The sequence below is a fragment of the Pseudomonas sp. TH37 genome, assembly GCF_016650735.1.
GTDB classification, from domain to species: Bacteria; Pseudomonadota; Gammaproteobacteria; order Pseudomonadales; family Pseudomonadaceae; genus Aquipseudomonas; species Aquipseudomonas farris.
In genome coordinates, this window is sequence record NZ_JAEKFD010000010.1 from 34,328 (window position 1) to 58,030 (window position 23,703).

Genomic DNA, 23,703 nt, shown 5'->3' on the forward strand with positions numbered 1-23,703 from the left:
GCCTATTCCGAGCGGAGAATGACCTTCATCCGCTCTTCGGCCGTCGCCGAGCCGAAGATCTCGGCATAACGCAACGTGGCGTTGGCGTGCTCGCGCATGATGGCTTCGGCACGCGCGCCCTGGCGGTTGACCAGGGCATCGAACACCGAATGATGCTGCATGTGGGCGTAGTTGAAGCGTCGGTATTCCCGGACCATGTCGTTGCGGTCCACTGCCAGGGCTGTTACCGAAGCGAAGGGTAAATGATCATTGCGCGCCAGTGCGTCGGCGATCGCCGGGTTGTGGCTGCCTTCGACAATCACTTCGTGAAAACGCATGTTGAGATCGTGATAGACCTCCAGGTCCTCGATGGTCACAAACCCCTTGTCGAACAGCTGATCACCTTGCATCAGGCACTGTTCAAGGGTCGCGCGGGCCTCGTCCGATAGCCCGCGCTCGGCGGTCTGACGCGCCGCCAGACCTTCGAGTACACCTCGCACTTCAACCGCACCGGCAATGTCATCGGGGCTGACCGAACGCACCTGAAACCCGCGCCCGCCAAAACGCACCAGCAAGCCTTCCTGCTCCAGCGTGCGGAACGCCATGCGCACCGGCATTCGCGAAACACCGAACAATTGCGCCGTGGGAATTTCCATCAAGCGCTCGCCAGCCGCCAGCTCGCCCGAGGCGATCATCTTGCGCAACGCGACCAGCACCGTTTGACCGGGCTTACTCATCCAGGCAACTTCCAGAAAAGGTGGGTCTGCATAGTAACGCAAGACAGTGATGCAAGGATTGGGCTGACTGCAGTTCTACTTCAGCCTTGATACGCCGGGTTTTCGATCAGCAGAGCCATGCCCTGCCCGCCACCGACACACGCGGCCGCGATGCCATAACGCAGATTACCCTCACGCAATTGCCTGGCCAGGGTCAGCACCAGGCGCAAACCCGTGGCGGCCAAAGGATGCCCCAAAGCAATCGAGCCGCCGCGCCGGTTGAGCCGGTCACCGTCCAATTCCAGCACCTGAGCCACAGCCAGCACCTGAGCGGCCTGAGCCTCATTGATTTCCAGCAAGCCGATTTCACCAAGGGCCAAACCGCTACGTTGCAGCAGCAACTGGATGGCTGGCGCCGGCCCTATCCCCATGAATTCCGGTGCCACGCCCACCACGGCGCTGGCCAGCAAATGGGCCAACGCCGGACGCCGGGCGGCAGATGCTCGCCCTACCAGCGCAGCCGCCGCGCCATCAACCACCGCGCAACTGTTGCCGGCGGTTTGCACACCGCCGACATGCACAGCCCGCAACCGACCCAAGGCGTCCAGATCGGTGGGTCGCGGATGACTATCGCAAGTCACGCGGTCTACGCCCCGTGGCAACTGGATACTGCGTGGCTGATAGCCGGCCAGTTCAAAGCGCTCATTGCCGAGCGCTACCAGCTCCGGTTCAAACCAGCCATCGGCTTGGGCCTGCAGCGCCAATTGATGGCTGTCGAGGGCGAAGCGATCCACCTCTTCGCGGCTCAGGCCATGCCGCCGGGCCAGATTCTCGGCGGTGGCGATCATGTCTACGCCCGGGGCCGGGTCGTAGAGGGCTTCCCAGAGAAAGTCCTTGAATTCCACCCCCGCACCGAGCCGGAAACCACCTCGGTGGGTGTAGGCGGCAATCGGGTTGCGCGACATGGATTCGGCCGCCACGCACAGGGCCAACTGCACGCCATCATCCAGCTGCCTGGCGGCCTGCCGCAAGAGTTCGAAACCGGTGGCGCAGATGCGCTGTATCCCCAGCGCCGGAACCCCTTGCGGCACGCCACTGTAAAGGCCGATATGCCGAGGCAGCAGGTAAGCATCAAAACTGGCCTGAGCCATGGAGCCGGCCAATACGCTATCGACCAAAGATGGATCGATAGCGGCGCGGGCCAGCACCTCGCGCCCGACCTTGATCCCCAGGTCGATCGGCGAAACCTGGGCCAAGGCCCCGCCGAGATCGACCCAAGGCGTGCGCAGTGCTTCGAAAATGGCTACATCGCCAAAGCTCGAATACTGCCCCGCACCGCTCACGGCAGAGGTCCGGCACGCAAGATGGAAGGTTCTTCGCCGCGATACAGCGCCTCGACCTTGTCGGCGCGCCACTGCAGTACCGCGCGCTGGTTGATCGAGCCCTTGTCGGTGATTTCACCGCGGTCGATGGAGGCGGGTTCGTCGAGCAGCGCGATCCATTCCAGGCGGCTGGCATTCCCGGTGGCGTCGCGGTTGAGCCGTTGCAGCCAATCGCCGAACCACTGACGCACCGGTGTGCTGGCCAGGACTTCGACATCGCTGGCGTCCGCACTCAAACCGGCCAGACGTCGGCATTCGTAAAGACGGGGAAAGACCAGCGCACCCAGGCACTCGCGGTCCGGCGCGGCCACCACCAAGTCCTGAACATAGGGCGAACCTTCGAGCACCGCGCGATTGCGCAACGGGCCGACGCTGACAAACACACCGGAGCTCAGTTTGAAGTCCTCGGCGATGCGCCCGTCGAACATCAGCCCCAGTTGCGGATCGCGGGCGTCGGCCAGTTTCAACGCGTCGCCGGAACAGTAGAAGCCCTGCTCGTCGAACACTTCGGCGGTCTGCTGTGGCGCACGCCAGTAACCCGGCATGATGTGCGGCCCGCGAAAACGCCCCTCCAGTTTGCCGTCCACCGGCACCAGCCGCACTTCGCAACCGGGTGCCGGCAGGCCGATGTAGCCGGCCATGGACAATGGCCCGGTGGTGAACGTGCAGGACGGTGCAGCCTCGGTCATGCCGAGCCCGGCCATCATGCGAATGCGTTCGCCACAATGCTGTTCGGCGACCCGGTCCAGGCGATCCCAAACGCGTTGGGACAAACCGGCGGCGGCGAAAAAGAACAGTTTCATGCGCGAGAAGAAACGTTCGCGCAACTCGCCGTCCTGCTCCAGCGCGTTGACCAGTTCTTCCCAGCCTTTGGGCACGGTGAGGTACGCGGTGGGCGATATTTCCTTGAGGTTGCGCAGTGTTTCGGCAAAGCCCTGGACGGTCGGCTTGCCGTCGTCCAGGTAAAAGGTGCCGCCGTTGTATAGCACGATGCCGACGTTGTGGCTGCCGCCGAAGGTGTGATTCCACGGCAGCCAGTCCACCAGCACCGGAGGCTCTTCGCCGAACACCGGGAAGGTCTGCAACAGCATTTGCTGGTTGGCGCAGAGCATGCGCTGGGTGGTGATCACTGCCTTGGGCAACTTGGTGGAGCCTGAGGTAAACAGGAACTTGGCGATGCTGTCCGGCCCGGTAGCCGTGAAAGCGCAATCGGCCTCGGCACTGCCGGGTTGTTCCAGCAGACTGGCAAAGCTCACCTGATGGCGGCCAGGAATTTGACCGCGCACGGTGATCAGCGGTGTTTCGGCCGGCAGCACCGCATCGATCGCCCGCTGATAAGCCGCAGCGTCGCTGACAAACACCAGGCCCGGTTGCAGCAGATTGCAGACATGCCGCAGCTTGGCGAAATCCTGGGACAACAATGAATAGGCCGGAGAAACCGGGCAGTAAGGAATGCCGGCATACATCGCGCCCAAGGCAATCTGTAAATGCTCGATGTCATTGCCCGAGAGGATCGCCAGCGGTCGTTCAGCCGAAAGCCCATAACTGAGCAGGCCTTGGGCAATGGCACGGACGCTGGTCAGCATCTCGGCGTAACTCACCCGGCGCCAGTCGCCGCCGTTCTGGCGAGCAGCGATAAAGGTCTGTTGCGGGCGCACATGGGCCCAATGCACCAGGCGATCCAGCAAACGTACAGGCAACTTGGCCAAGGGTTCCAGGGAGCGCATATGCAGGATGCCCTGCTCTTCGCTGACCTCGACCGCAGGATGACCGATGGACACCTGGCGATAGCGCGGCGCACTGGCTTCGGTCTGGGGTGGCGATCTGAATTCGGAACTCACGTGCTTGTCCTCCATCAAGGCACGCCACCGGCTCGCAGCGATGCGTGCAACCGGGGCATGGCAGCCTGTGGCTGCAGCCTTGTTATTGTTATGTCTGGCCTGCACGCGGGCGGCAATCACTCTCAAGCGTTCGTCGCCCGACGGTGCGGCGGATGCTCAGATCGGGTAGTGCCGCGGTCCGTTCTGCAAGGTCACCCAGCGTAACTGGGTGAAGTGCTCGATGGACGCCTTGCCGCCAAAACTGCCATAGCCGCTGGACTTGACCCCGCCGAAGGGCATCTGCGCCTCGTCGTGCACGGTCGGGCCGTTGATATGGCAGATGCCCGACTCGACCCGCTGGGCCAAGGCCAGAGCGCGGCCGGTGTCGCGGCTGAAGATCGCCGCCGACAGACCGAACTCGGAATCGTTGGCCAGGCGCAACAGTGCTTCATCGCCCTCGCCACGCAGCACTACAGCCACCGGGCCGAAGGACTCTTCGCGGTACAGGCGCATGGCATCGGTGACGCCGTCGAGCAAGGTCGGCTGCAAAATGCTGCCCTCCAGCTGGCCACCCGTGACCAGGGTTGCACCCTTGTCGAGGGCATCGTCGATCAACAGTTTGATGCGTTCACCGGCGCTACTGTCAACCAGTGAACCGAGCACCGAACCTTCGGCGTTGGGGTTGCCGGCGGGCAAGGTGGCGATCTTCGCCGCGAGTCTGGCGACAAAGGCATCGGCCACTTTGGCATCGACGATCAGGCGCTCGGTAGACATGCAGATCTGCCCCTGATTAAAGAAGGCGCCGAAGGCTGCAGCCTCCACCGCTGCATCCAGGTCGGCATCCTCCAACACCAGGAACGGCGCCTTGCCTCCCAGTTCCAGCAACGCCGGTTTGAGATGACGTGCCGACAGTTCACCGACGATACGCCCGACATGGGTGGAGCCGGTGAAGTTGACCCGACGCACCGCCGGATTGGCGATCAGCCGCTCGACAATCGCCGCGGCATCCTGGGGCGCATTGCTGATGACATTGACCACGCCGTTCCCGAGGCCTGCGTCCTGCAACACCTGGCCGATCAGCCGGTGCACCGCCGGGCTCAATTCCGACGCCTTGAGCACCACGGTGTTGCCGCAGGCCAACGGCATGGCGATGGCGCGGGTGGCGAGGATCACCGGGGCGTTCCAGGGCGCGATACCCAGCACCACGCCGCAGGGTTGACGCAAGGCCATGGCGAAGCTGCCGGGCACATCGGAGGGAATGACTTCGCCGGTGATCTGAGTGGTCATGCACGCGGCTTCGCGCAGCATGTTGGACGCCAGATGCACATTGAAACCGTACCAGTTGGCCATGGCGCCGGTCTCACCGGCCGCCGCGATGAATTCCGCGCTGCGGGCCTGCAACTGCTCGGCCGCACGCAGCAACCGGGTGCGTCGTTCATTGGGGGCCAGGGCCGCCCAGGCGGGGAATGCCGCTTTGGCCGCGGCCACGGCGGCGTCGGCATCTTCCAGGGTGGCGGCGGCAACCCGCGACACAACTTCGCCGGTCACCGGATTACGCCGTTCGAAGGTTCGTCCGTCTCGGGCAGGGCACGACTGGCCGCCGATCAGCAGGGGCACGTCCAGCATGGTGATTCCTCTTTATTGTCTTTATCGGGAATACGTTCGAGGGGTTCACAGTAGCGCCTGGGCGCCGGGGCGAACAGCTGGCGGACGCTCGATCGCCCGGCCAGCTCGCCCTGATTCAATGCCGGGGTTCAGCGTTTGTAAGCCTGCAAACCGGGCTTGATGCTCTTGTCATCGAGGAACTGCTTCATGCCCTGCTCGCGGCCACCTTCGGTGTCCAGCAGGCGCGACTGATCGAGCTTGGCGTAGAGGTAATCTTCGTTCTGCTCCCAAGTCAGTTCGCGGCAACGCTTGAAGCCGTGCTTGGCCGCCCGCAGCACCACCGGGTTTTTCTCCAGCAGGTTACGCGCCAGCTCGATTGTCACTTCACGCAGTTGTGCCAAGGGTACGCTCTCGTTGACCAGACCCATCTCGGCGGCTTTCTGCCCGCCAAAGGTCTTGCCGGTCATGATGTAGTACAGCGACTGCCGATGGCCCACGGTGTCGGCCATGGCCTTGCTCACCAGGTTGCCTGGCGGGATGCCCCAGTTGATTTCCGACAGGCCGAAGGTCGCTTCATCGGCGCAGATCGCCAGGTCGCAGGCCACCAGCGGGCTGAAACCGCCACCGAAGCACCAACCGTTGACCATGGCGATGGTTGGCTTGGCGTACATGCGCAGCAGTTTCCATTGCCATTGAGAGGCTTCGCGGCGAATTTTTTCCTGAAGGATTTCCGGGCCGGCGTCCACTTCGCGGAAGTATTCCTTGAGGTCCATGCCGGCGGTCCAGGCTTCGCCCGCACCGGTCAGTACCAGCACACCGGCGTCTGGATCCTGCTCCAGGGTTTCCAGAACGTCGATCATTTCGCGGTTCAATGTCGGGCTCATGGCGTTGCGTTTTTCTGGGCGATTGAGGATGACCCAGGCAATGCCTTCCTCGATTTCCACTTTGACCGTTGTCCAGCGACCTTCGTAGTTGCTCATGGCGATGCTCTCTTGTTCTTGGCTTGACGATGGGTAAAAACTAAACCCCAATATTAGTTATGTCAATTAACTATTAATCTAATTAACCAAATATTTTTCGGTCCTGGAAACAGGCACAATCCCAATGCCAATCAGTTAAGCCGCATTGGGATCTGTAGCAGCTGGCGAAGCCTGCGTTCGGCTGCGTAGCAGTCGTAAAATCAGAACCTGCGGTGCGTCAGGCAGGCCACGTCAACCGGACTCACGACTGCTTCTCAGCCGAACGCAGCCTCGCGGGCTCGGCAGCTGCTACAAAGAGTACGTCGCGGCTGAAATGGCTGACTGGCATTAGCCCCCCCCAGAGATCTGAAAGAGGTCATGGCTATCCCCGGCCAACCTCGGCAAACTAGATAGTCTTCTTAACCGCCAGCCGAGGATTCACCCTGTAATGGCCAAGTCTTCCAAGATTGCTGCCGCCCCCGAGGCCCCTGCCGACAGCGCCGAAACCCAGGCGCCGCTGGATTCCGCCCTGGACGATCTGATCGGTTACGCCATGCGCCGGGCGCAGCTGAAACTGTTCCAGAACCTCATTGGTCGGCTCTCGGCCCACGACTTGCGACCGGCCCAGTTCTCGGCGCTGGCGATCATCGACCAGAACCCCGGCCTGATGCAGGCCGACCTGGCCAAGGCCTTGACCATCGAGCCACCGCAAGTGGTGCCGCTGCTGAACAAACTGGAAAGCCGGGCGTTGGCGGTGCGGGTGCGCTGCAAACCGGACAAGCGCTCCTATGGGATTTTTCTCAGCAAGACCGGCGAGGCCCTGCTCAAAGAGCTGAAGCTGATCGCTGCCGAGAGCGACATGGATGCAACGTCCAACCTCGACAGCCAGGAACGCGAAGACCTGCTCAGGCTGCTGAAGAAGGTCTACCAGGCCTGAAACGCCGACACCGGCGCGTTCCTGGGGAACGCGCCGGCCTCATGACAGGTAAAACGGACTTACCAGATCGGTACGGTGTAGAGCACCAGAAAGCGGGTCTGGTTTTCATCGCGAAATGCCGCGCCGGCGGGGAAGTCATTGCGATAGATCGACTTGCGCGCCATCAGCCCGACGTTCTTCAGCGGGCCACTCTGGATCACATACCCCAGCTCCATCTGGAATTCTCGCTCCTTGCGGTCGTCGGCATTCAGCGCCGTCAGCTCGATATGATCACCGCGCACATAACGCAGCCGGCTCTTCAGCCCGGGCACCCCGACGGCGGTGAAGTCATAGTCGTACATCGCTTGCCAGGTCCGTTCCTTGGCATTGAGGAAGTCCGAACTCATGGTCAGCTCACTCATGCCCATCAACTCGGTACCCGACACATAAGGTGTCGCTGTATCTCCACTGGCGTGCATATAGCCCAGGCTCAGGCGATGGCCGCCAAAGCGATAGCCGAACAGCGCCGACAGGTTGCGGTTGTCCACCTTGCCGGCCTTGCCGCTGCCATCTTCGTCGCTGAAAAAACTGCGCAGATCGGTGGTCAGCGTGCCCTCGCCCACCTGCAGATTGTGCAGCAAGGCCAGGGTGTTCTGCTGGTACAGGTCCGCCACTTCGGCGTGATAGGCACGCAGACTGAGGTCTTTGTTCACCTGATAATCGCCGCCAACATAGGCCATGTGCGATGACGTGGCCGCGCCATTGAAACGCCGGTTCGGCGAGGCGATGCTCATCGGCTGGTAGTCGGTGGAATCACGCTTGTTGATGCGATCGATGTAACCGGTGTTGAGGGTCAGCCCGTCGATGTCCTTGGAACTGAGGGTGGTGCCGCGAAAAGTCTGCGGCAACAGCCGCGACGGGCTGGCGAAAGCGAACGGCAGGAAGATCGACACATCACCGGTCTTCACCGTGGTCTGGGCAAAACGCATCTTGGCGGTCATGGCCAGGCGCGAATATTCGTCCGCCGCGCGCTTGTCGCTGCTGGACACCGGCAGCAACTCAGTGCCGCTACGGTCCGGCGACGAGTCCAGCTTCACCCCCATCAGCCCGCGGGCATCCAGGCCGAAGCCGACAGTCCCCGGGGTAAAGCCCGACTCCACATTCATGATGAAACCCTGAGCCCATTCCCTGGCCGCGGTTTTCGCCCCGTCATCCTTATAGTCGCGATCCAGGTAGTAATTGCGCAAGGTCAAGGTGCCGTGGCTGTCGTCGATGAAGCCTTCGGCCAGCGCCGGGGTGGCAATCACACTCAAGCCCAACAGGACCAGGCAAGGTGCGCGAACAGGTAAGGCTGAAGTCGCCGCAAGGGCGTTCCAAGGGTGCGTTGGCATGTTCGATGTCCACTTATTGTTGTTGTTTTTTGAACGGGATCGCCAGGGTTGTTCCAGGGATCTCAGGCCAGAGAATGGAAACAGCCGAGGGGTGGCGTCAATCCACAATGACCGATAACCGAACATTAATATTATTATCTATTTTTTAGATCCATCTTACTCAATGCATCATGACGTTGATTTTAATGAGATTAATGCCATTTTTTGGCCAACAACCTTGGTCGTTCATTTTTTAGTTATCTTTGTTAATCTTAATTCCAGCCTGTCATCGCTTGAGGCGAGCAGGCTCGCGCTCACCCGTCAGCACACCAACAAAAACAATAATGAGGTTCGCCATGGACACACCATCACGTCGTACGACGCTGACCATCGCCCTGTGTTTTATCGTTGCATTGATTGAAGGCTTCGACCTGCAAGCTGCCGGCACTGCCGCCGCGGGCCTGCGCCAGACCTTTGCCCTGGACCCGAAAATGATGGGCTGGGTGTTCAGTGCCGGCATCATCGGCTTGCTGCCCGGCGCCTTCTTCGGCGGCTGGATTGCCGATCGCATCGGTCGCAAAAAAATCCTCATCGGCGCCGTGTTGCTGTTCGGCGTGTTCTCGCTCAGCACTGCCTATGTCAGCACTTTCTCCAGCCTGCTGCTGGCGCGCTTCATGACCGGCCTGGGCCTGGGCGCCGCCCTGCCCAACCTGATTGCCCTGTGCGCCGAAGCCGTGGGTGAACAACGCCGTGGTACCGCCATCAGCATCATGTATGCCGGCGTGCCGTTGGGTGGAGCACTGGCGGCGGTGGTCGCCATGCTGTTCACCGATCATTGGCAGGCGACCTTCATCATCGGCGGTCTCGCACCGTTGCTGGTGGTGCCGCTGATGATCCTGTTGTTGCCCGAGTCCAGCGCCTTTCGCCAGCAACAAGGGACTGTCAATGTGGCGCGCGCTTCAACCGGCCAGGCACTGTTCGGCGAAGGCCGGGCTCGCGTTACCCTGGCGTTGTGGCTGAGTTACTTCTTCACCCTGACCGTGATGTACATGTTGCTCAACTGGCTGCCATCACTGCTGCTGGAACAGGGTTTCAGCAAACCCCAGGCGGGCCTGGTGCAGATGCTGTTCAATATCGGCGGCGCCCTCGGCTCCTTGCTCGGCGGACTGCTGCTGGATCGCTGCAACGGCATCAAGGTGGTGCTGTTTGTCTATGCCGGGTTGCTGGTGGCGCTGGCCGGAGTCGGCCTGTCGGTGGGCATTGTTCCTATGGGCATCGCCGGGTTTGCCGCGGGGTTGTTTGTGATGGCTGCGCAACTGGTGCTTTACGCGCTGGCACCGCCGTCGTACCCGACTTCGGTACGTGCCACCGGCGTCGGCGCAGCGGTAGCCATCGGTCGCCTGGGGTCAGTCGCCGGGCCCTTGGCTGCGGGGCAGATTCTGGCAGCCGGAGCCGGCACCACCGGGGTATTGCTGGCGACCTCCCCCGGGTTGGTGATTGCAGCACTGACCATCATCAGCGTGATTGCCCGTTCGGCCCCGCTGACTGTATCGATGGAAAAGGCCAAGGCTTGATTCCCGTCAGTTAAAACGCGAGACCTGCGGGAGCGGGCTTATGTGGCGAGGGGGCTTGTCGGAACGCCGCATCGCCCCGTTCGATTGCGAAGCAGTCGTAAAACCAGTCACCGCTTTCCAATTCAAGATCGCGATGACTGGGTTTAGGGGCGCTTCGCTCCCCAACGGGGGCAAGCCCCCTCGCCACATAAGCCCGCTCCCACAGGGTCCAACGTGCCGAGCCCTTCAGCCCTCCTTGACCCACTGCACAAGCACGCTCGCCTCAGCCTTTTTTGCGAAGACCTTCTGCGGCAGCAGCAGCCAGGCCAGAGCCGGCAGCAGGATCAAGGCGCCAAGCATGTTCACCAGGAACATGAAGGCCAGCAGGATGCCCATGTCGGCCTGGAATTTGATCGGCGAAAAGGCCCAGGTCGATACCGCGACCGCCAGTGTCATGCCTGTCAGCAGAACCACTTTGCCGGTGAACAACAGCGCCTGGTAATAGGCTTGGGCCAGAGTGTCACCGGCACGCATTCGAGCCAGGATCACGCTCAACACGTAGAGCGCATAGTCGATGCCAATGCCCACACCCAGTGCAATCACCGGCAGTGTCGCCACTTTTACTCCCATGCCCAGTCCCACCATCAGCGCCTCGCAAAGAATCGAGGTGAGCATCAGCGGCAGCATCGCGCAAAGGGTTGCACGCCAGCTACGGAAGGTCAGCAGGCATAGCAGGCTGACTGCGCCGTAGACCCAGAACAGCATCTCGTGCATGGATTTTTTCACCACGATATTGGTCGCGGCTTCGATGCCGGCGCTGCCGGCGGCCAGCATGAATTTGACCTCTGGCACCTGATGCGCAGCGATGAAGGCCTCGCTCGCCTCCACCACCCGATTCAAGGTATCGGCCTTGTGATCGGACAGGTAAACGTACAGCGACAGCATCGAACAGCCCTGATTGAACAGCTCCCGCGGTGCCCGGGTCTGCACGGAGCCCAGCGCGCCGTCATTGGGGATCAGCTCATACCACTTGAAGTTGCCTTCGTTGTAACCGGCCGTGGCGATCTTGCTCATCGCCGCCATTGAAGTGGTCGACTCCACACCAGGCAATTGCTCCAGTTGCCAGGCCAACGCATCCACCGCAGACAGGCTGGCGTAGCGCGTGCACTGATCTTCCGGCGTCTTGATCATGATCACGAAGATATCCGAACTGGCCGCATAGTTTTGGGTCATGAACAGCGCGTCGCGGTTGTAGCGCGAGTCGGCCCGCAACTCCGGGGCGCCGGGATCGAGATCACCAATCTTCAAGTTCAGGCTCACGGCAAAACCGAACGCCGCCAGCAGCAGGCCGCCCAGCATCGCGCCAATGGCCCAGCGCCGCTGGGTGAACAAATCGAGCACACGCCACAACGGATGCTTGATCTGTGCTTGCAGCTCGGCGGTTTCCGAACTCAGGCTGCGTTGCGCCGCTGCCGGGCTGACACCGATATAGCTGAGCAGGATCGACAGCAGAATCAGGTTGGTGAAAATCAGCACCGCCACGCCGAGGCTGGCGGTGATCGCCAGGTCCTGAATCACCCGGATATTGATCAGCAGCAACACGGCGAAGCCCACCGCATCACAGAGCAAAGCGGTCATGCCGGCGGCGAACAGTCGGCGGAAGGTATAACGCGCGGCCACTACCCGATGGGTGCCACGACCGACGTCCTGCATGATGCCGTTCATCTTTTGCGCGCCATGGCTCATGCCGATGGCAAACACCAGAAACGGCACCAGCGCCGAGTACGGGTCCAGCTCATACCCAAGTATCGCGAGCAGGCCCATCTGCCAGAGCACCGCCACCAACGAACAAGTCACCACCACCAGGGTGCTGCGCGCGCAGCGGGTGTAACCGTAAAGCACCACCACGGTCACCAACACCGCCATCACGAAGAACAACAAGACCTGGGTCAGCCCCTCGATCAGATCGCCGACGATTTTGGTGAAACCGGTGATGTGGATTCGCAGTTCATCGGTCTGGTACTTGTCCCGTAGCGCCTCCAGCTGCCGGGAGAACTCACCGTAGTCCAGGGCTTTGCCAGTCTGCGGACTGACTTCGAGCAACGGCACGAAGATCACGCTGGACTTGAAGTTGCCGGCGACCAATTGGCCGACCTCACCAGAACGCGCGACGTTGGTTCGCACCTGCTCGATGCTGGTCGCCGAACCGTTGTAGTCATCGGGGATCACGGTGCCGCCATCGAGTCCCTCCTCGGTCACTGCGGTCCAGCGCGTGGTCGGGGTCCATAACGACTTCATGTAGGGGCGGTCGACACCCGGCAGCAGATAAAGCTCGTCGTTGAGCCTGGCCAGGGTGTCGAGGTAATCCTTGGTGAAGATGCTGCCCTGTTTGACCTCCACGGCGATTCGCAACGAGTTGCCCAGACCGCTCAACTCGCTGCGGTTCTCCAGGAAGTTGGCGACATAGGGGTGACCCGTAGGGATGGTCTTCTCATAGCTGGCGTTGATACCGATGCGCGTGGCTTGCCAACCGAGCACCAGCGTCACCAGCAGACACAGCAGGATCACCAGCGGTCGATGGTTGAAGATCATTCGCTCGGCGAAATTGCCCGACGCCTGGTCGAAGTCTTCCAGGCGGCCGATCACGGTTTGGGTTTTGTCGTCTTTCAAGTCTGACTCCTGTTGCACGGGCCAAGGCCCGATAGCGCTACACCGTGAAGTTTCAAGGTTTGGCAGAGGCCCGCGGATCCTGGTCAGTGGCCACGCCACTCAAACCGACGCTGGCCAGACCGCCGTCGGCTGCCTGTTGCACGGCAGCGACCGTCCCGCCGCTGCGGCTCTGACGCTTGTCGAAGCTGTGCCCCTGGTCATGGCTGAACAAAAGCTCACCGCTCTGGCTGGCCAACAGCAAGCTTCCGTCACGCAGCTCGATGGCTGTCGCCAGTGTTGATTCGATGCCGGTGTCGAGGCGTCGCCAACTGCTGCCACGGTCCTCGGACCACCAGGCGTTGCCGCGCAATCCATAGGCAATCAACGCTCCGCTGCGGGTGCCGAGCAGACCGAAAAAGCTACCTTCATAAGGTGATTTCAAAGGCTGGAACGAATACCCGGCATCGGTCGAACGCAACAGTAAGCCGCGCTCGCCCACCAGCAGCAGGTCGTTACCCGAAGCGCGGATCCCATACAGGTTCAGGCCCTGCGGATTGTCCACATGCTGCATCCACGGCCGCCAGCTTCGCCCGCCGTCGTCGGTGCGATAGATCTGGTTGTAGGCGCCAACGATGTAGCCATGCAGGCGGTCACTGAAGTACAGGTCGAGAAACGGTTTATCCGGCCCGTCGTCCACCATCTGCCGTGCCTGCGCAAGGTTGCTGGCACCGCCCGGCTGATCGGCATTGCGCTCCGCGGCCTGCACCGCCAGCGCGGCGGCACGCTCACCGTCGAGTTGCTTGTGCCAGGTTTCGCCACCGTCCTCGGTGTGCAACACCACGCCCAGATGACCGACCGCCCAGCCCTGCTCCGCGTCGACGAATTGCACTGCGGTCAGGCTGACGCTGACCGGCACACGGGCCTGGCGCCAGGTCATTCCAGAGTCATCCGAGAGCAGCACGATGCCGCGTTCGCCGACCGCCACCAGGCGTTCGCCAGCCCGGGCCAACCCGAGCAATACCGCGCGCGCGGCCTTGGCGGTCGGCAGTGCCGGCTGCTGCAGCACAGCAAACGTCGCGGCCTGCGCAGTCATGGACGTGCTCGCCAACAGACACAACACCAGCGCGCAGGCACTCCATCGCAGACCGAAACTCGCAAAGATTTTTTCAACGTTCATGTCTTTATCCCGCCTGGAAAATCCCTAGCGACCGCGACGAGCTTTTCGCTCGTCACGGTGCTCCATGGTTCAACGCATGTTTTCGTTGGCCATGGCATCCGGTGTGTAATAGGAAGCCGAAGGTTTTGCGATCGTCTGGTACTGGACCGCCAGATCGTTGCTCGAAGAGTTAAGGAAGTAGGCACCGGTATCGAGGTTGTAGCTGCCCCACATGACTTGCGCAGTGAGCGCCGGCAGGTCTGGCGCCAGCAGCGTCAGCGAATACATCTGCCGTCCCAGTTTGCCCTGGGCGTCATACCCGTCGACCATCAGGATCTGCCAGGAGTCCTCGTCGACGTAGTAGGTCCGATGCGGCACCACATGGCGCTTGCCGGATTTGAGCGTGGCCTCGACCACCCAGACCCGATGCTTCTCCCAGCGCACCAGATCAGGATTGAGAAAGTTCGGTTTGACCAGGTCGTCGCTCTTGGCCAGGCCGGCGCGGTTATTGTTGTAGGGGACGATCAGTTCTTTCTTGCCCGCAAGCTTGAGATCGTAGCGGTCGGTAGGCCCGAACAGCATGAACGCTTCGTCAAACAGACCGACGCCAGAGGTGACGAAGTCCGGGGTGTCGTAGGCGATGTTCGGCGCTCGGCGTACCCGGCGCTGGCCGACCAGATACTGCCAGGCCGCACGGTTGGACGGGTCCATGTCCCAATGGGTCATCAAGCCTTCGCCGGCCTTGGATGACGGCAGTTCGGTCAGCAGCTTGCCAACCTGGTACTTGCCGGCAAAATTTTCCAGGCTGCCACTTTCCGAGTAGTAGGGAAACTGATAGCTGAACAGGGCTCGGGTCGCCTGGACCTTCTTGCCACCGGCGGTCATCAGCCAGGTATCGAACGGCGAGCTGATGGTCTCGCCGCCCTGCCAGGACAACCGGTAGTTCCACAGTACTTGCGCGCCGTTGTCCGGGATCGGGAACGGGATGCCGCCATAGGCGCTGGCGACTTTTTCGGTTTTCACATCCAGCGTGGCACGGGTGGCATTCTTGCCGGTGTTGTCATACACCCATTGCGGGGCTGCTGCCGAGCGATGGGTCGGGTATATGTCCAGGCGATAGTCCGGGTATTTCTTCAACAGAACCTTGGTGCCTTCGGCCAGCACGTTGGCGTACTGCTCCATGTTCGAGGCCTTGATCGAATACAGCGGTTTCTCACCGGCGAATGGATCGGCACGTTTGTCACCCGGTTTGTAGCCCGGCGCGACCTTGGTGTAACCGCCGTCCCAGGCCGGGATGCTGCCATCGGCATTGCCGGCGCGCTCGCCGCCAAGAGGCGTCAGTTCAGACTTCAAACGTGCAGCCTGTTCAGGCGACACCGCTGCCTGCGCCAGGCTGATGCCAGCCAGGGCCAGGGTAAGGACGCAAGTGTTCAGGAAAGCGTTGTTCTGCATGGCGAATCCACCTTATTAGAATGAGGTTTTCACGTAGAGCGAGACAAAGTCACGGTCGGCCAGCGACTGCCCGTAACTGAAATTGCCGTCCTCGCGCAGCCCGGCTTTCGGGGCCCCGAAGAAGTTCACGTAGTTCAGGCCGACATCCCAGCGCTGCAGGTAGGTCGCCTTGAGCCCGACACTCCAATCGCCGGAATGGGAATTGCCGAAGCCCGACTTGTTGACGGCCGAAGAACGCCCATCGAGCACCACGCCCATGCCGATCGGCACGGTCAGGTCGATCCCGTCGACAATCTGGAAGTACGCAGGCTCCACCAATACCCGCAACGCAGTGGCATCGCGGGTGGTGTTGGAATCCAGGGCCGCGGCGTTCTCGGTGACGCTCAGGGTGCGGTTCCACGCCAGCTCGGCCAGTGCCGAGCCGCCATCCCAAAAAGCAGTAGGCGATAGCAGGTAAATCGCCGACAGGTTGGCGTGAGCGGTTTTGCCCCGGGCAAACAGTGCGTCATCGCCGCCATCGGCCTCCGTGCCTGGGGTCACCACTTGCAGGTTGCTCACCAGCGGCGCATTCCAGCGCACAGAGGTTTCACCGGCAAAGTTGAACGGCCCATAGGCAGTGGAGAAGCTGACGCCGGCAGTCTTGATATCTTCGGCGTAGACCTGACGATAGGAACTCAGGATCGGCAGCCCGGTGGCTGCCGCGGCTGCACCGTCGAGGTAGGCGTACAGGCCGATCGGGGCTTTGTCGTGATACTGCGCGGCGTAGAAACCCAGCTCCAGTTCGGTCCCGGTCGGTTTGAAGCGAATCTGCATGCCGCCCTGCCCCGAGTTCCTCGGTTTCAGATCGCCGCCATTCACGGTGTCGTTGCCAAACACTTCGCGCAGCGAACCGCTGCCGTAACCGATGGCATCGACATCGCTCAGGTAGCTGCCGGCACCGGGCAGATTGGAACGTTCCCACTCGAACTGGTAGTAAGCGCCCACCGACAACTGCGGGTTGATCTGCAACTGCCCGGAGATCTGATTGACCGGACGCAGGATTTCCTTGAACTGGGTTCCCGGCACGCTGAGCAACTTGACCACATCGGTCGGGCCCTGGGCATTGGCAATGCCGTTGCCGCCGTAGAACAGGCTTTCACCGTAGATCAGGCTGTGTCGGCCCAGACGCGCCACGCCCTGGGAGTCTTCGCCGAGGTCACCGCGCAGAAACACGAAGGCGTCGAGAATTTCCGCATCGCGACCGTGGAGCTTGCGGGTTTCGCTGAGGAAATGCGGTTGCTCGCTGCTGTCGGTGTCCTGGTTGTAAATATCGTCGTACCAGGCCGCGCCGCTCACACGCAGCCCATAGTTTTGCCGGCTGAGGTCCATTTCGGAAAACAGATCCAGACGGTTGGAGACCAGACCGCGGCTGAAGTTTTTATCGCCCTGACTCTGGATCGAGGGGTACAGGCCATTGGCGGTCGGTGCGTTGACCAATCGGCTGTCCTGACCTTGCAGACGCCAGGCCTGGCTGTACTTGATGGTGTTGTCCCAACGCAGTTTCCAATCCGAGTCCCCCAGGTCCATTTGCATGGCCTCGGCCCTTTCGACCATCACACCTGCACTGCATAACGCCAGAAACAGGGCGCAATGCTTGAAACGAAAGCAACGTTTAACGTTGTCCATGGACGCTCCTCATTATTTTTATTTTTGGCATGGCTTTGCACGCATGGCACCAGCCAGCATGCTCAGGTAGCGGCTTGCACCGCTGTCTATAGGTGTGCGTTTCAGATGTAGGTGGAGGCCAATCCGCCATCGACTGCCAGGTTGACGCCGTTGATCCAGCGCGACTCATCGGCACACAGGAAAGCGATCACCGCCGCCACCTCATCGGCATAACCGGGGCGTTTCATGCGATGGGCATCGGCCTGGGTTCGTGCTTCACCGAGCATGCTCACGAAGTCGCCGAGGATAGGCGTGAAGACCGGGCCCGGCGCCACGCTGTTCATACGCACTGAATGTTCGAGAAACCAGGGCTGCGCCTGCAGGTAGTTCCAGACGATCAAGGCTTCCTTGAAATACTGGTAGCAGGTTTCGTCTGGTACCGGGTGCTCCGCCAGCCAGGCTTGCGCGGCGGCGAAACCTTCGATGCGTGCCAGCGCCTTGTGCTGTTCCAGGCGTAACGGCCACTCGGCGCCGAGGATCGAGGCGATATTGACGATGCTGCCGCCAGCGGTGATTCGCGGCAGCAATGCCTGGCTCAGGTGACGCAGCCCCAGGTAGTTGACCTGCGCCAGCAATTGCGGGTTTGCAGTGCCCGGCACCCCGGCGATATTGCACAGGCTGTCGATCCGTGCCGGTAACTGCGGCAACAGTCGGTCGATGTTCTCGGCACTGCTCAGATCGCCCTGGACAAAACCGTCCAGGGTCATGTGCGGCGCCTTCAGATCGACGCCAATCACGTGGGCGCCGTGGGCGCGCAGCAGGCTTGCAGTAGCAGCGCCGATACCCGAGGAGACCCCGGTCACCAGCACAATCTTGTTGTCGAGTTTCATGTTGAGTCCTCTTATTATTTTTGTGTACTCGCCCGACCTCGTCGGTCTGGTCCTGTCCGTCAGAACGGATAGCGTGGCGCCTTATCCTTGATCGTCACCCATTGCCATTGGGTGTATTCGTCCCAGTCGGCCGGACCGCCAACGCTGCCGCCATTGCCCGAGTTGCCGCGCCCACCGAACGGGTTGATGCATTCGTCGGCCACCGTCTGATCGTTGATGTGCAGCAGACCGCAATTGAGTTGCTCGCCAATCGCCATCGCGTGCCCGACCGAAGGCGAAATGATCCCTGCGGACAAGCCATACTCGGTGCGGTTGGCCAGGTCGATGGCCTCATCGTCGCTGGTAAAACTCACCACCGTGGCGACCGGGCCGAAGATCTCCTCGTCAAATGCGCGCATGCCCGGGCGCACGCCGGAAAGCACCGTGGGTTGGTAGAACAGCCGTTCAAACTCGCCGCCGGCTTGCAGTGTTGCCCCGGCAGTCACACTCTCCGTGACGATTTCATGCACGCGTTGCAACTGTCGTTTGTTAATCAAAGGACCCAATACCGCCTCACCGCGAGCGGCATTGCCGACCGTGATTGCCCGGGCTTTCTCTGCCAGCCGGCGGACCAGTTCTTCAGCGATTGATTCGTGGGCCAGGATGCGTCCGGTGGCCATGCAGATTTGCCCCTGATGCAGCCAGGCACCCCAGGCGGCATTGCTCGCCGCCAACTCAAGATCGGCATCTTCGAGCACGATCAACGAGTTCTTGCCGCCCAGTTCCAGAGCGACTTTTTTCAGATGACGCCCAGCCACCTCCGCAACCTTGCGCCCGGCTGCGGTAGAACCGGTGAACGCGATCATCCGGACATGCGGATCGCGGCACAGGGCCTCACCGGCCACTGCTGCGCCCGGTAAAACCTGCAGCAACCCTTTTGGCAAACCGGCCGCCTCGAACAACCGGGCAATGATGAAACCGCCACTGACCGGGGTTTGCGGATCGGGTTTGAGCACCACCGCGTTGCCGGCCGCCAGCGCCGGTGCCACCGAACGCAGGGAGAGCACCAGGGGAAAGTTGAACGGCGAGATCACCCCGACCACGCCATGGGGCAACCGGCGCGCATAGGACAAACGCCCCGCTTCGCTTGGGAGGACCAGACCATGGGGTTGCGACAGCAGACCGGCAGCCTGATGCAACAAGACGATCGCCTCGCGAACCTCATGTTCACCCTTGAACAGGCTGCCGCCACTTTCCCGGGCGATGTACAGCGCCAGTTCGGCAAAATGTTGCTGGGCCAGGGCTGCGGCTTTGCGAAAGATCTCTGCGCGTTCCCGTGGCCCCAATGCCGCCCAGGCCGGTTGAACACGGGCAGCGGTCAGGCTGGCAAACGCGATGTCCGCCGCATCGGCTAATCCTGTGACGGTCAGTACCTCGCCGGTGGCCGGCTCGATGACTCTGTTGACGCCGCCCAATGGACGTATCCAGTCGCCATTGAAGATGCGTTCGCACCACAGTGCGTCCCGCAGAAAATCAGATGGTTCACTTACCGACATTTCGGTCTCCCGGCTCTTGTGTTTGTAATTGCCTGACGCGGCCTCGCGAAAACGATGCAGCGTCGTGAAAGCACTAGAGCAAGGGCTGTGCCGACTTCTTCCGTTGCCACGCGCTTTAGGTGGCGAAGGCTCTGGCCTGAAGGTTTGAGAAGAGCACTGATGAATAGGGCAAGGCGTTTGGCGCTCGGTCGACAACCGGCCACTTGTCCAAATGATAAAGTTATGTTTAATAACTGTTTTGCTAATTGATCATTTCGATCAGTCGACTCGCTCAGGGGCATATAACAATGAATAATCCCCATTCGCTGCTTCCTCATCTCGCGTTGCAGGAGGAACATTTCTCGCCCCGGGGAGACAGCACTCAACTGACCGAGGGCAACTCACCGACCCTGGCCGAGTTAGCCGAATGCCTGTTCTTTTCCCCGGTTGACGGACGTATCTGGCTCAACGACCAGCGCATGCTGCTATTGCACAGTTCATCCTTCGGCGCGCTGCGGCGGGAGATTATCGAGCGCCAGGGACTGGAACAGACTCGCGGTCTGTTTACCCGCACCGGCTATTTGTCCGGCGCACGTGATGCGCGATTGATCCGCGAGCGCTGGCCAGACGCCGATGCCGCGGCGGTTTTCTCGGCCGGCACGCGCCTGCACACACTCGAAGGCATGACCAAGGTCGAACCCCTGCACTTCAAATTCGACGCCGACTCGGGCTTCTATGAAGGTGAATTCCTCTGGCACCACTCCTGTGAGGCCGACGAACATATCGCCGCCCACGGGATCGGCCAGGATCCGGTGTGCTGGACCGAACTGGGCTACGCCATCGGTTATGTCAGCGGTTTGTTTGGTCGTCTGGTGATCTTCCGTGAGACCGAATGCCGGGGCATGGGCCATGAGTGCTGCCGGGTGATCGGCAAGACCGCCGAGCAATGGGGCGATGTCGAACAGGACCTGAGTTATCTCACCGCCACGCCATCCAGCGTCGCCCCCAAGCAGCGCCCGGCCCCGGCGCCGGCGCCCCAGGACGATGACAGCGAATTACCCGGCGGGCAAAAACCCATTGGCGCCAGCGCCGCCTTCAACGCCGCGACCCTCGCCTTGCAGCGCGTTGCGCCGACGCCTGCCACGGTGCTGTTCAGCGGCGAGTCCGGCGTCGGCAAGGAATTGTTCGCCCGTCAGTTGCATCAGTTCAGCCCACGCCATCAAGCACCTTTCGTGGCCCTCAACTGCGCCGCGATCCCGGACAATCTGATTGAGGCCGAACTGTTCGGTGTCGAACGCGGCGCCTATACCGGCGCGACCCATTCGCGTCCTGGACGCTTCGAACGGGCTCACGGTGGCACCCTGTTTCTCGATGAAATCGCCAGCCTCAGCCTGCCGGGCCAAGGCAAGCTGCTGCGTGCATTGCAAGAGCGTGAGATCGAGCGCATCGGTGCAAGCCAGCCGATCAAGGTCGATGTCCGGGTGGTGGCGGCAACCAATGTCGACTTGCGCAAAGCCGTGGCGGCCGGAGACTTTCGCGAGGACCTGTTCTACCGCCTCAACGTCTACCCCATCACGTTGCCGCCATTGCGCGAACGTCGTGACGACATCCCGTTGCTGGTCAATGCGTTCCTGCGGCGCTTCTGTCAGGCCTACGCCCGCAAGCCCGCCGGGCTGACCATGCGCGCGCTCAAAGTGCTGTTGCGCTATGACTTTCCCGGCAACGTGCGGGAATTGCAGAACCTGGTCGAGCGCGGCCTGATCGCCAGCGAAGACGGTCAAGCCATCGATCTGGTCCACCTGTTTCGCAACGAACCCATGCCGCAGGAGGCGTACTCTCTGGACGGCAATGGCAGCCTCGCGGCCACTGACCCGAGCCCCGCCAGCACGCAGCCTCGTCCAGCCTTGCTGGAAACCCTGGCTCGCCTGGAACACGGCTTCTCCATTGAAGGTCTGGAGTCGCGTTTGATCGACGAAGCGCTGCAAAAGAGCGAAGGCAACCTCGCCGCCGCCGCGCGACTGCTGGGGTTAAGTCGTGCGCAGTTTGCCTACCGACTGAAGAAGTACCGACAGGCATCGGCCTGACTCAGGCTGAGTCAATGCAGGCCCACCTCAATAGGAGCAGCCCTGCTCTTGTTGAGGCACGGAGGTTAGCGTAGCAACGACGACCCGTCGTAGATGAGGATGAAACGAAATTATCTTGCCAATATAGTTATGACAATTAACTATGTTTGAAGTTAACTTGTTTTCCCCATAACACGCGCCCCGGAGTCCACATGCCCAATAACAACAACATCGACGGCATCATAGAACAACTCGCCCAACTACCTCCCCTCAGCGCGCTGACTGTCGATCAGCAGCGTCAACAGGCCGAACAACTCTTCGGTGCCGGCTCCTGTGCCGAGGGCGTGACCTTTGAGGCCGCCAATCTGGCCAGCGTCAGCGGGCTTTGGGCGATTCCCACAGATGCCCGGCCTGACTTCGTGTTGCTGTATCTGCATGGCGGAGGCTACTCATTCGGCAGTGCCCGGGCCTATCGCCCGCTCACCAGCCAATTGGCAGCCCGCAGCCGGATTCGTACCCTGTGCATCGATTACCGCCTGGCCCCGGAACACCCTTTCCCGGCCGCCGTAGAGGACGCTCTGGATGTCTACCGCGCACTAATCGAAAACGGTGTGAACGCCGAGCACCTGGTGCTGGCCGGCGACAGTGCCGGCGGCGGTCTGTGCATGGCGCTGATGTTGGCTGCCAAGGCCGCTGGTTTGCCGCTGCCCGCGGCTGCGGTAGTGATGTCGCCTTGGGTGGACATGGCTCAGACAGGAGAGTCCTGGAATTTGCAGAAGGCTCGAGATCCATTGCTCGGCCCGCTTGCTGGCAAAACCCTTATGGCCGACACCTATCTGCAGGGCGCCGAGCCACTGAATCCGCTGGCCTCCCCCCTGTACGGTGACCTTCGGAGTCTACCGCCAGTGCTGATCCAGGTGGGCAGCCGGGAATGCCTGCTGGACGATTCAACCCGGCTCGCCAGCCGCCTGGCCAGCGCCGAAGTGGCGGTACACCTGGACGTCTGGCCGGGAATGATTCATGTCTTCCAGACCATGAGCGATCAACTCGAAGAAGCCCGCCGGGCACTGGACCAGATCAGCGCCTTCCTCCTTCGGCACCTGAGGGAAGATGTGTCCTGACCTCAAGTTTGCGTAGAATGCCGTGTCGATACCGGATTCAATAACAAAAAACGGTCGGCAAACTCATCATTTCTGTGATCAACACCACTGGTGACTTGTGGCGCCCTTCTACGTTCAATGCCTGACCTATCAACCATGAGCGAGAGCTCATGGGTATTAATTGCCAATACAAAAGCGCTTTGCAGGTTTTGTCTTTCGGTATCGTTGCTTATTGCCGGTAACGCCTCAGGCGCGCCATTGCCGCTTGAGTTGTATATCCCTGACGCGCCGCCACTGACCTTTATCGATGGCTCCAAAGGCCACGGAATGGTCGGAGAAGCCGTCCTGGCGGCCATTGCCAACGCTGGCTATGTCGCTCATGTCCATGGGCTTCCCTGGGCCAGAGCGCAGAAATACGTCAGCGAGAAGCAGGATCTTCTGATAACCCCCTTGTCTCGCACGCCTGAACGCGAAGATCACTTCACCTGGATCGCGTCGATCATGCCCATGGAGCGCGCTTTTTTCAGCCTTGACCGGCCGGTGAGCAGCTTCGCGCAAGCGAAAAAAACCTACCGGGTGATCGGCGTCGGCCTCGGCAGTGCGCAGGAGGAAATCCTGCGCACACAAGGCTTCAGCGACGAGCAGATCTACCCCCTGACCATTGGCGACAACCCCGCGCAGATGCTTTTGAAAGGTCGCATTGATGCCTGGTTCAACGGTGTTCCCGAGAGTCAATACATCTGGCCGAAAATGTCTGAACGCAAGCTGTTCATGAGCCCCGTCATGAACAGAGCGGAGCTCTATCTGGCTTGCTCCAGGCTTTGCTCCGCTCAACTGGTGCAAGACCTGCGCGAGGCGGTTGAAAAGCTTCGCGATGACGGCACTCTGGCGCGTATACAGAAGAGCTATTTGTCGCAATAACGGAACCGACAAGC

At 61.2% G+C, this 23,703-nt stretch carries 17 protein-coding genes; 5 read left to right on the forward strand and 12 right to left on the reverse strand.

From position 1 onward, the window contains the following. Positions 1-2 precede the first annotated feature (2 nt). The 5 genes from JFU11_RS22720 to JFU11_RS22740 all read right to left on the reverse strand — a co-directional run bounded on the left by JFU11_RS22720 (position 3) and on the right by JFU11_RS22740 (position 6,482). Positions 3-716, reverse strand: a complete 714-nt coding sequence (locus JFU11_RS22720) for a GntR family transcriptional regulator (protein ID WP_038983134.1) — start codon at positions 714-716, stop codon at positions 3-5. 80 nt (positions 717-796) lie between these two features. Then, positions 797-2,038 carry a thiolase family protein gene (locus JFU11_RS22725; protein ID WP_201062155.1) on the reverse strand — a complete coding sequence of 414 codons (1,242 nt, stop codon included), beginning with the start codon at positions 2,036-2,038 and terminating at the stop codon, positions 797-799. Then, on the reverse strand, positions 2,035-3,918 hold the full coding sequence (locus JFU11_RS22730; protein ID WP_201062156.1) for a feruloyl-CoA synthase: 1,884 nt from the start codon (positions 3,916-3,918) through the stop codon (positions 2,035-2,037). Before JFU11_RS22730 ends, JFU11_RS22725 begins: the two co-directional genes overlap by 4 nt. A gap of 156 nt (positions 3,919-4,074) precedes the next feature. Beyond that, the gene (locus JFU11_RS22735; protein WP_201062157.1) at positions 4,075-5,523 is read right to left on the reverse strand and encodes an aldehyde dehydrogenase; all 1,449 of its coding nucleotides are present in this window, start codon (positions 5,521-5,523) and stop codon (positions 4,075-4,077) included. Between the two features lie 128 nt (positions 5,524-5,651). After that, complete coding sequence (locus JFU11_RS22740) at positions 5,652-6,482, reverse strand: p-hydroxycinnamoyl CoA hydratase/lyase (protein WP_007895816.1); 831 nt, start codon at positions 6,480-6,482, stop codon at positions 5,652-5,654. Positions 6,483-6,909: 427 nt separating this feature from the next. Between JFU11_RS22740 and JFU11_RS22745 the strand changes: the two genes are divergently transcribed. Then, positions 6,910-7,398 (forward strand): MarR family transcriptional regulator, encoded by a 489-nt coding sequence (locus tag JFU11_RS22745; protein WP_052963799.1) that lies wholly within the window; start codon positions 6,910-6,912, stop codon positions 7,396-7,398. A gap of 59 nt (positions 7,399-7,457) precedes the next feature. Here JFU11_RS22745 and JFU11_RS22750 read toward each other — a convergent pair whose 3' ends face one another. After that, positions 7,458-8,768, reverse strand: a complete 1,311-nt coding sequence (locus tag JFU11_RS22750; RefSeq protein WP_201062158.1) for an OprD family porin — start codon at positions 8,766-8,768, stop codon at positions 7,458-7,460. A 335-nt stretch (positions 8,769-9,103) separates the two neighbouring features. Here JFU11_RS22750 and mhpT point away from each other — a divergent pair, with 335 nt between their 5' ends. Then, positions 9,104-10,321 (forward strand): 3-(3-hydroxy-phenyl)propionate transporter MhpT, encoded by a 1,218-nt coding sequence (gene mhpT, locus JFU11_RS22755; protein WP_201062159.1) that lies wholly within the window; start codon positions 9,104-9,106, stop codon positions 10,319-10,321. 225 nt (positions 10,322-10,546) lie between these two features. Here the strand turns inward: mhpT and JFU11_RS22760 are convergent, their stop codons facing one another. From JFU11_RS22760 to JFU11_RS22785, 6 genes are all read right to left on the reverse strand, one after another. After that, a complete protein-coding gene (locus JFU11_RS22760; RefSeq protein WP_201062160.1) occupies positions 10,547-12,970 on the reverse strand; it encodes an MMPL family transporter in 2,424 nt (807 codons plus the stop codon). A gap of 52 nt (positions 12,971-13,022) precedes the next feature. Then, a complete protein-coding gene (locus tag JFU11_RS22765; RefSeq protein WP_201062161.1) occupies positions 13,023-14,126 on the reverse strand; it encodes a YCF48-related protein in 1,104 nt (367 codons plus the stop codon). 69 nt (positions 14,127-14,195) lie between these two features. Next, the gene (locus tag JFU11_RS22770; protein WP_201062162.1) at positions 14,196-15,557 is read right to left on the reverse strand and encodes a DUF1329 domain-containing protein; all 1,362 of its coding nucleotides are present in this window, start codon (positions 15,555-15,557) and stop codon (positions 14,196-14,198) included. Positions 15,558-15,572: 15 nt separating this feature from the next. Further along, the gene (locus JFU11_RS22775; protein WP_201062163.1) at positions 15,573-17,222 is read right to left on the reverse strand and encodes a DUF1302 domain-containing protein; all 1,650 of its coding nucleotides are present in this window, start codon (positions 17,220-17,222) and stop codon (positions 15,573-15,575) included. 101 nt (positions 17,223-17,323) lie between these two features. Next, positions 17,324-18,091 carry a coniferyl-alcohol dehydrogenase gene (locus JFU11_RS22780; RefSeq protein WP_123721798.1) on the reverse strand — a complete coding sequence of 256 codons (768 nt, stop codon included), beginning with the start codon at positions 18,089-18,091 and terminating at the stop codon, positions 17,324-17,326. A 59-nt stretch (positions 18,092-18,150) separates the two neighbouring features. Beyond that, positions 18,151-19,626 (reverse strand): benzaldehyde dehydrogenase, encoded by a 1,476-nt coding sequence (locus tag JFU11_RS22785; protein WP_123721797.1) that lies wholly within the window; start codon positions 19,624-19,626, stop codon positions 18,151-18,153. 287 nt (positions 19,627-19,913) lie between these two features. Here JFU11_RS22785 and JFU11_RS22790 point away from each other — a divergent pair, with 287 nt between their 5' ends. The 3 genes from JFU11_RS22790 (at position 19,914) to JFU11_RS22800 (ending at position 23,689) form a co-directional block, all read left to right on the forward strand. Continuing rightward, entirely contained in the window at positions 19,914-21,689 is a 1,776-nt protein-coding gene (locus JFU11_RS22790; protein WP_201062164.1) for a sigma-54-dependent Fis family transcriptional regulator, read from the forward strand. A gap of 191 nt (positions 21,690-21,880) precedes the next feature. Next, a complete protein-coding gene (locus JFU11_RS22795; protein WP_201062165.1) occupies positions 21,881-22,789 on the forward strand; it encodes an alpha/beta hydrolase in 909 nt (302 codons plus the stop codon). 135 nt (positions 22,790-22,924) lie between these two features. Continuing rightward, positions 22,925-23,689: an ABC transporter substrate-binding protein gene (locus JFU11_RS22800; protein ID WP_201062166.1), complete on the forward strand. Its 765-nt coding sequence runs from the start codon at positions 22,925-22,927 to the stop codon at positions 23,687-23,689. The last annotated feature ends 14 nt before the right edge of the window (positions 23,690-23,703 follow it).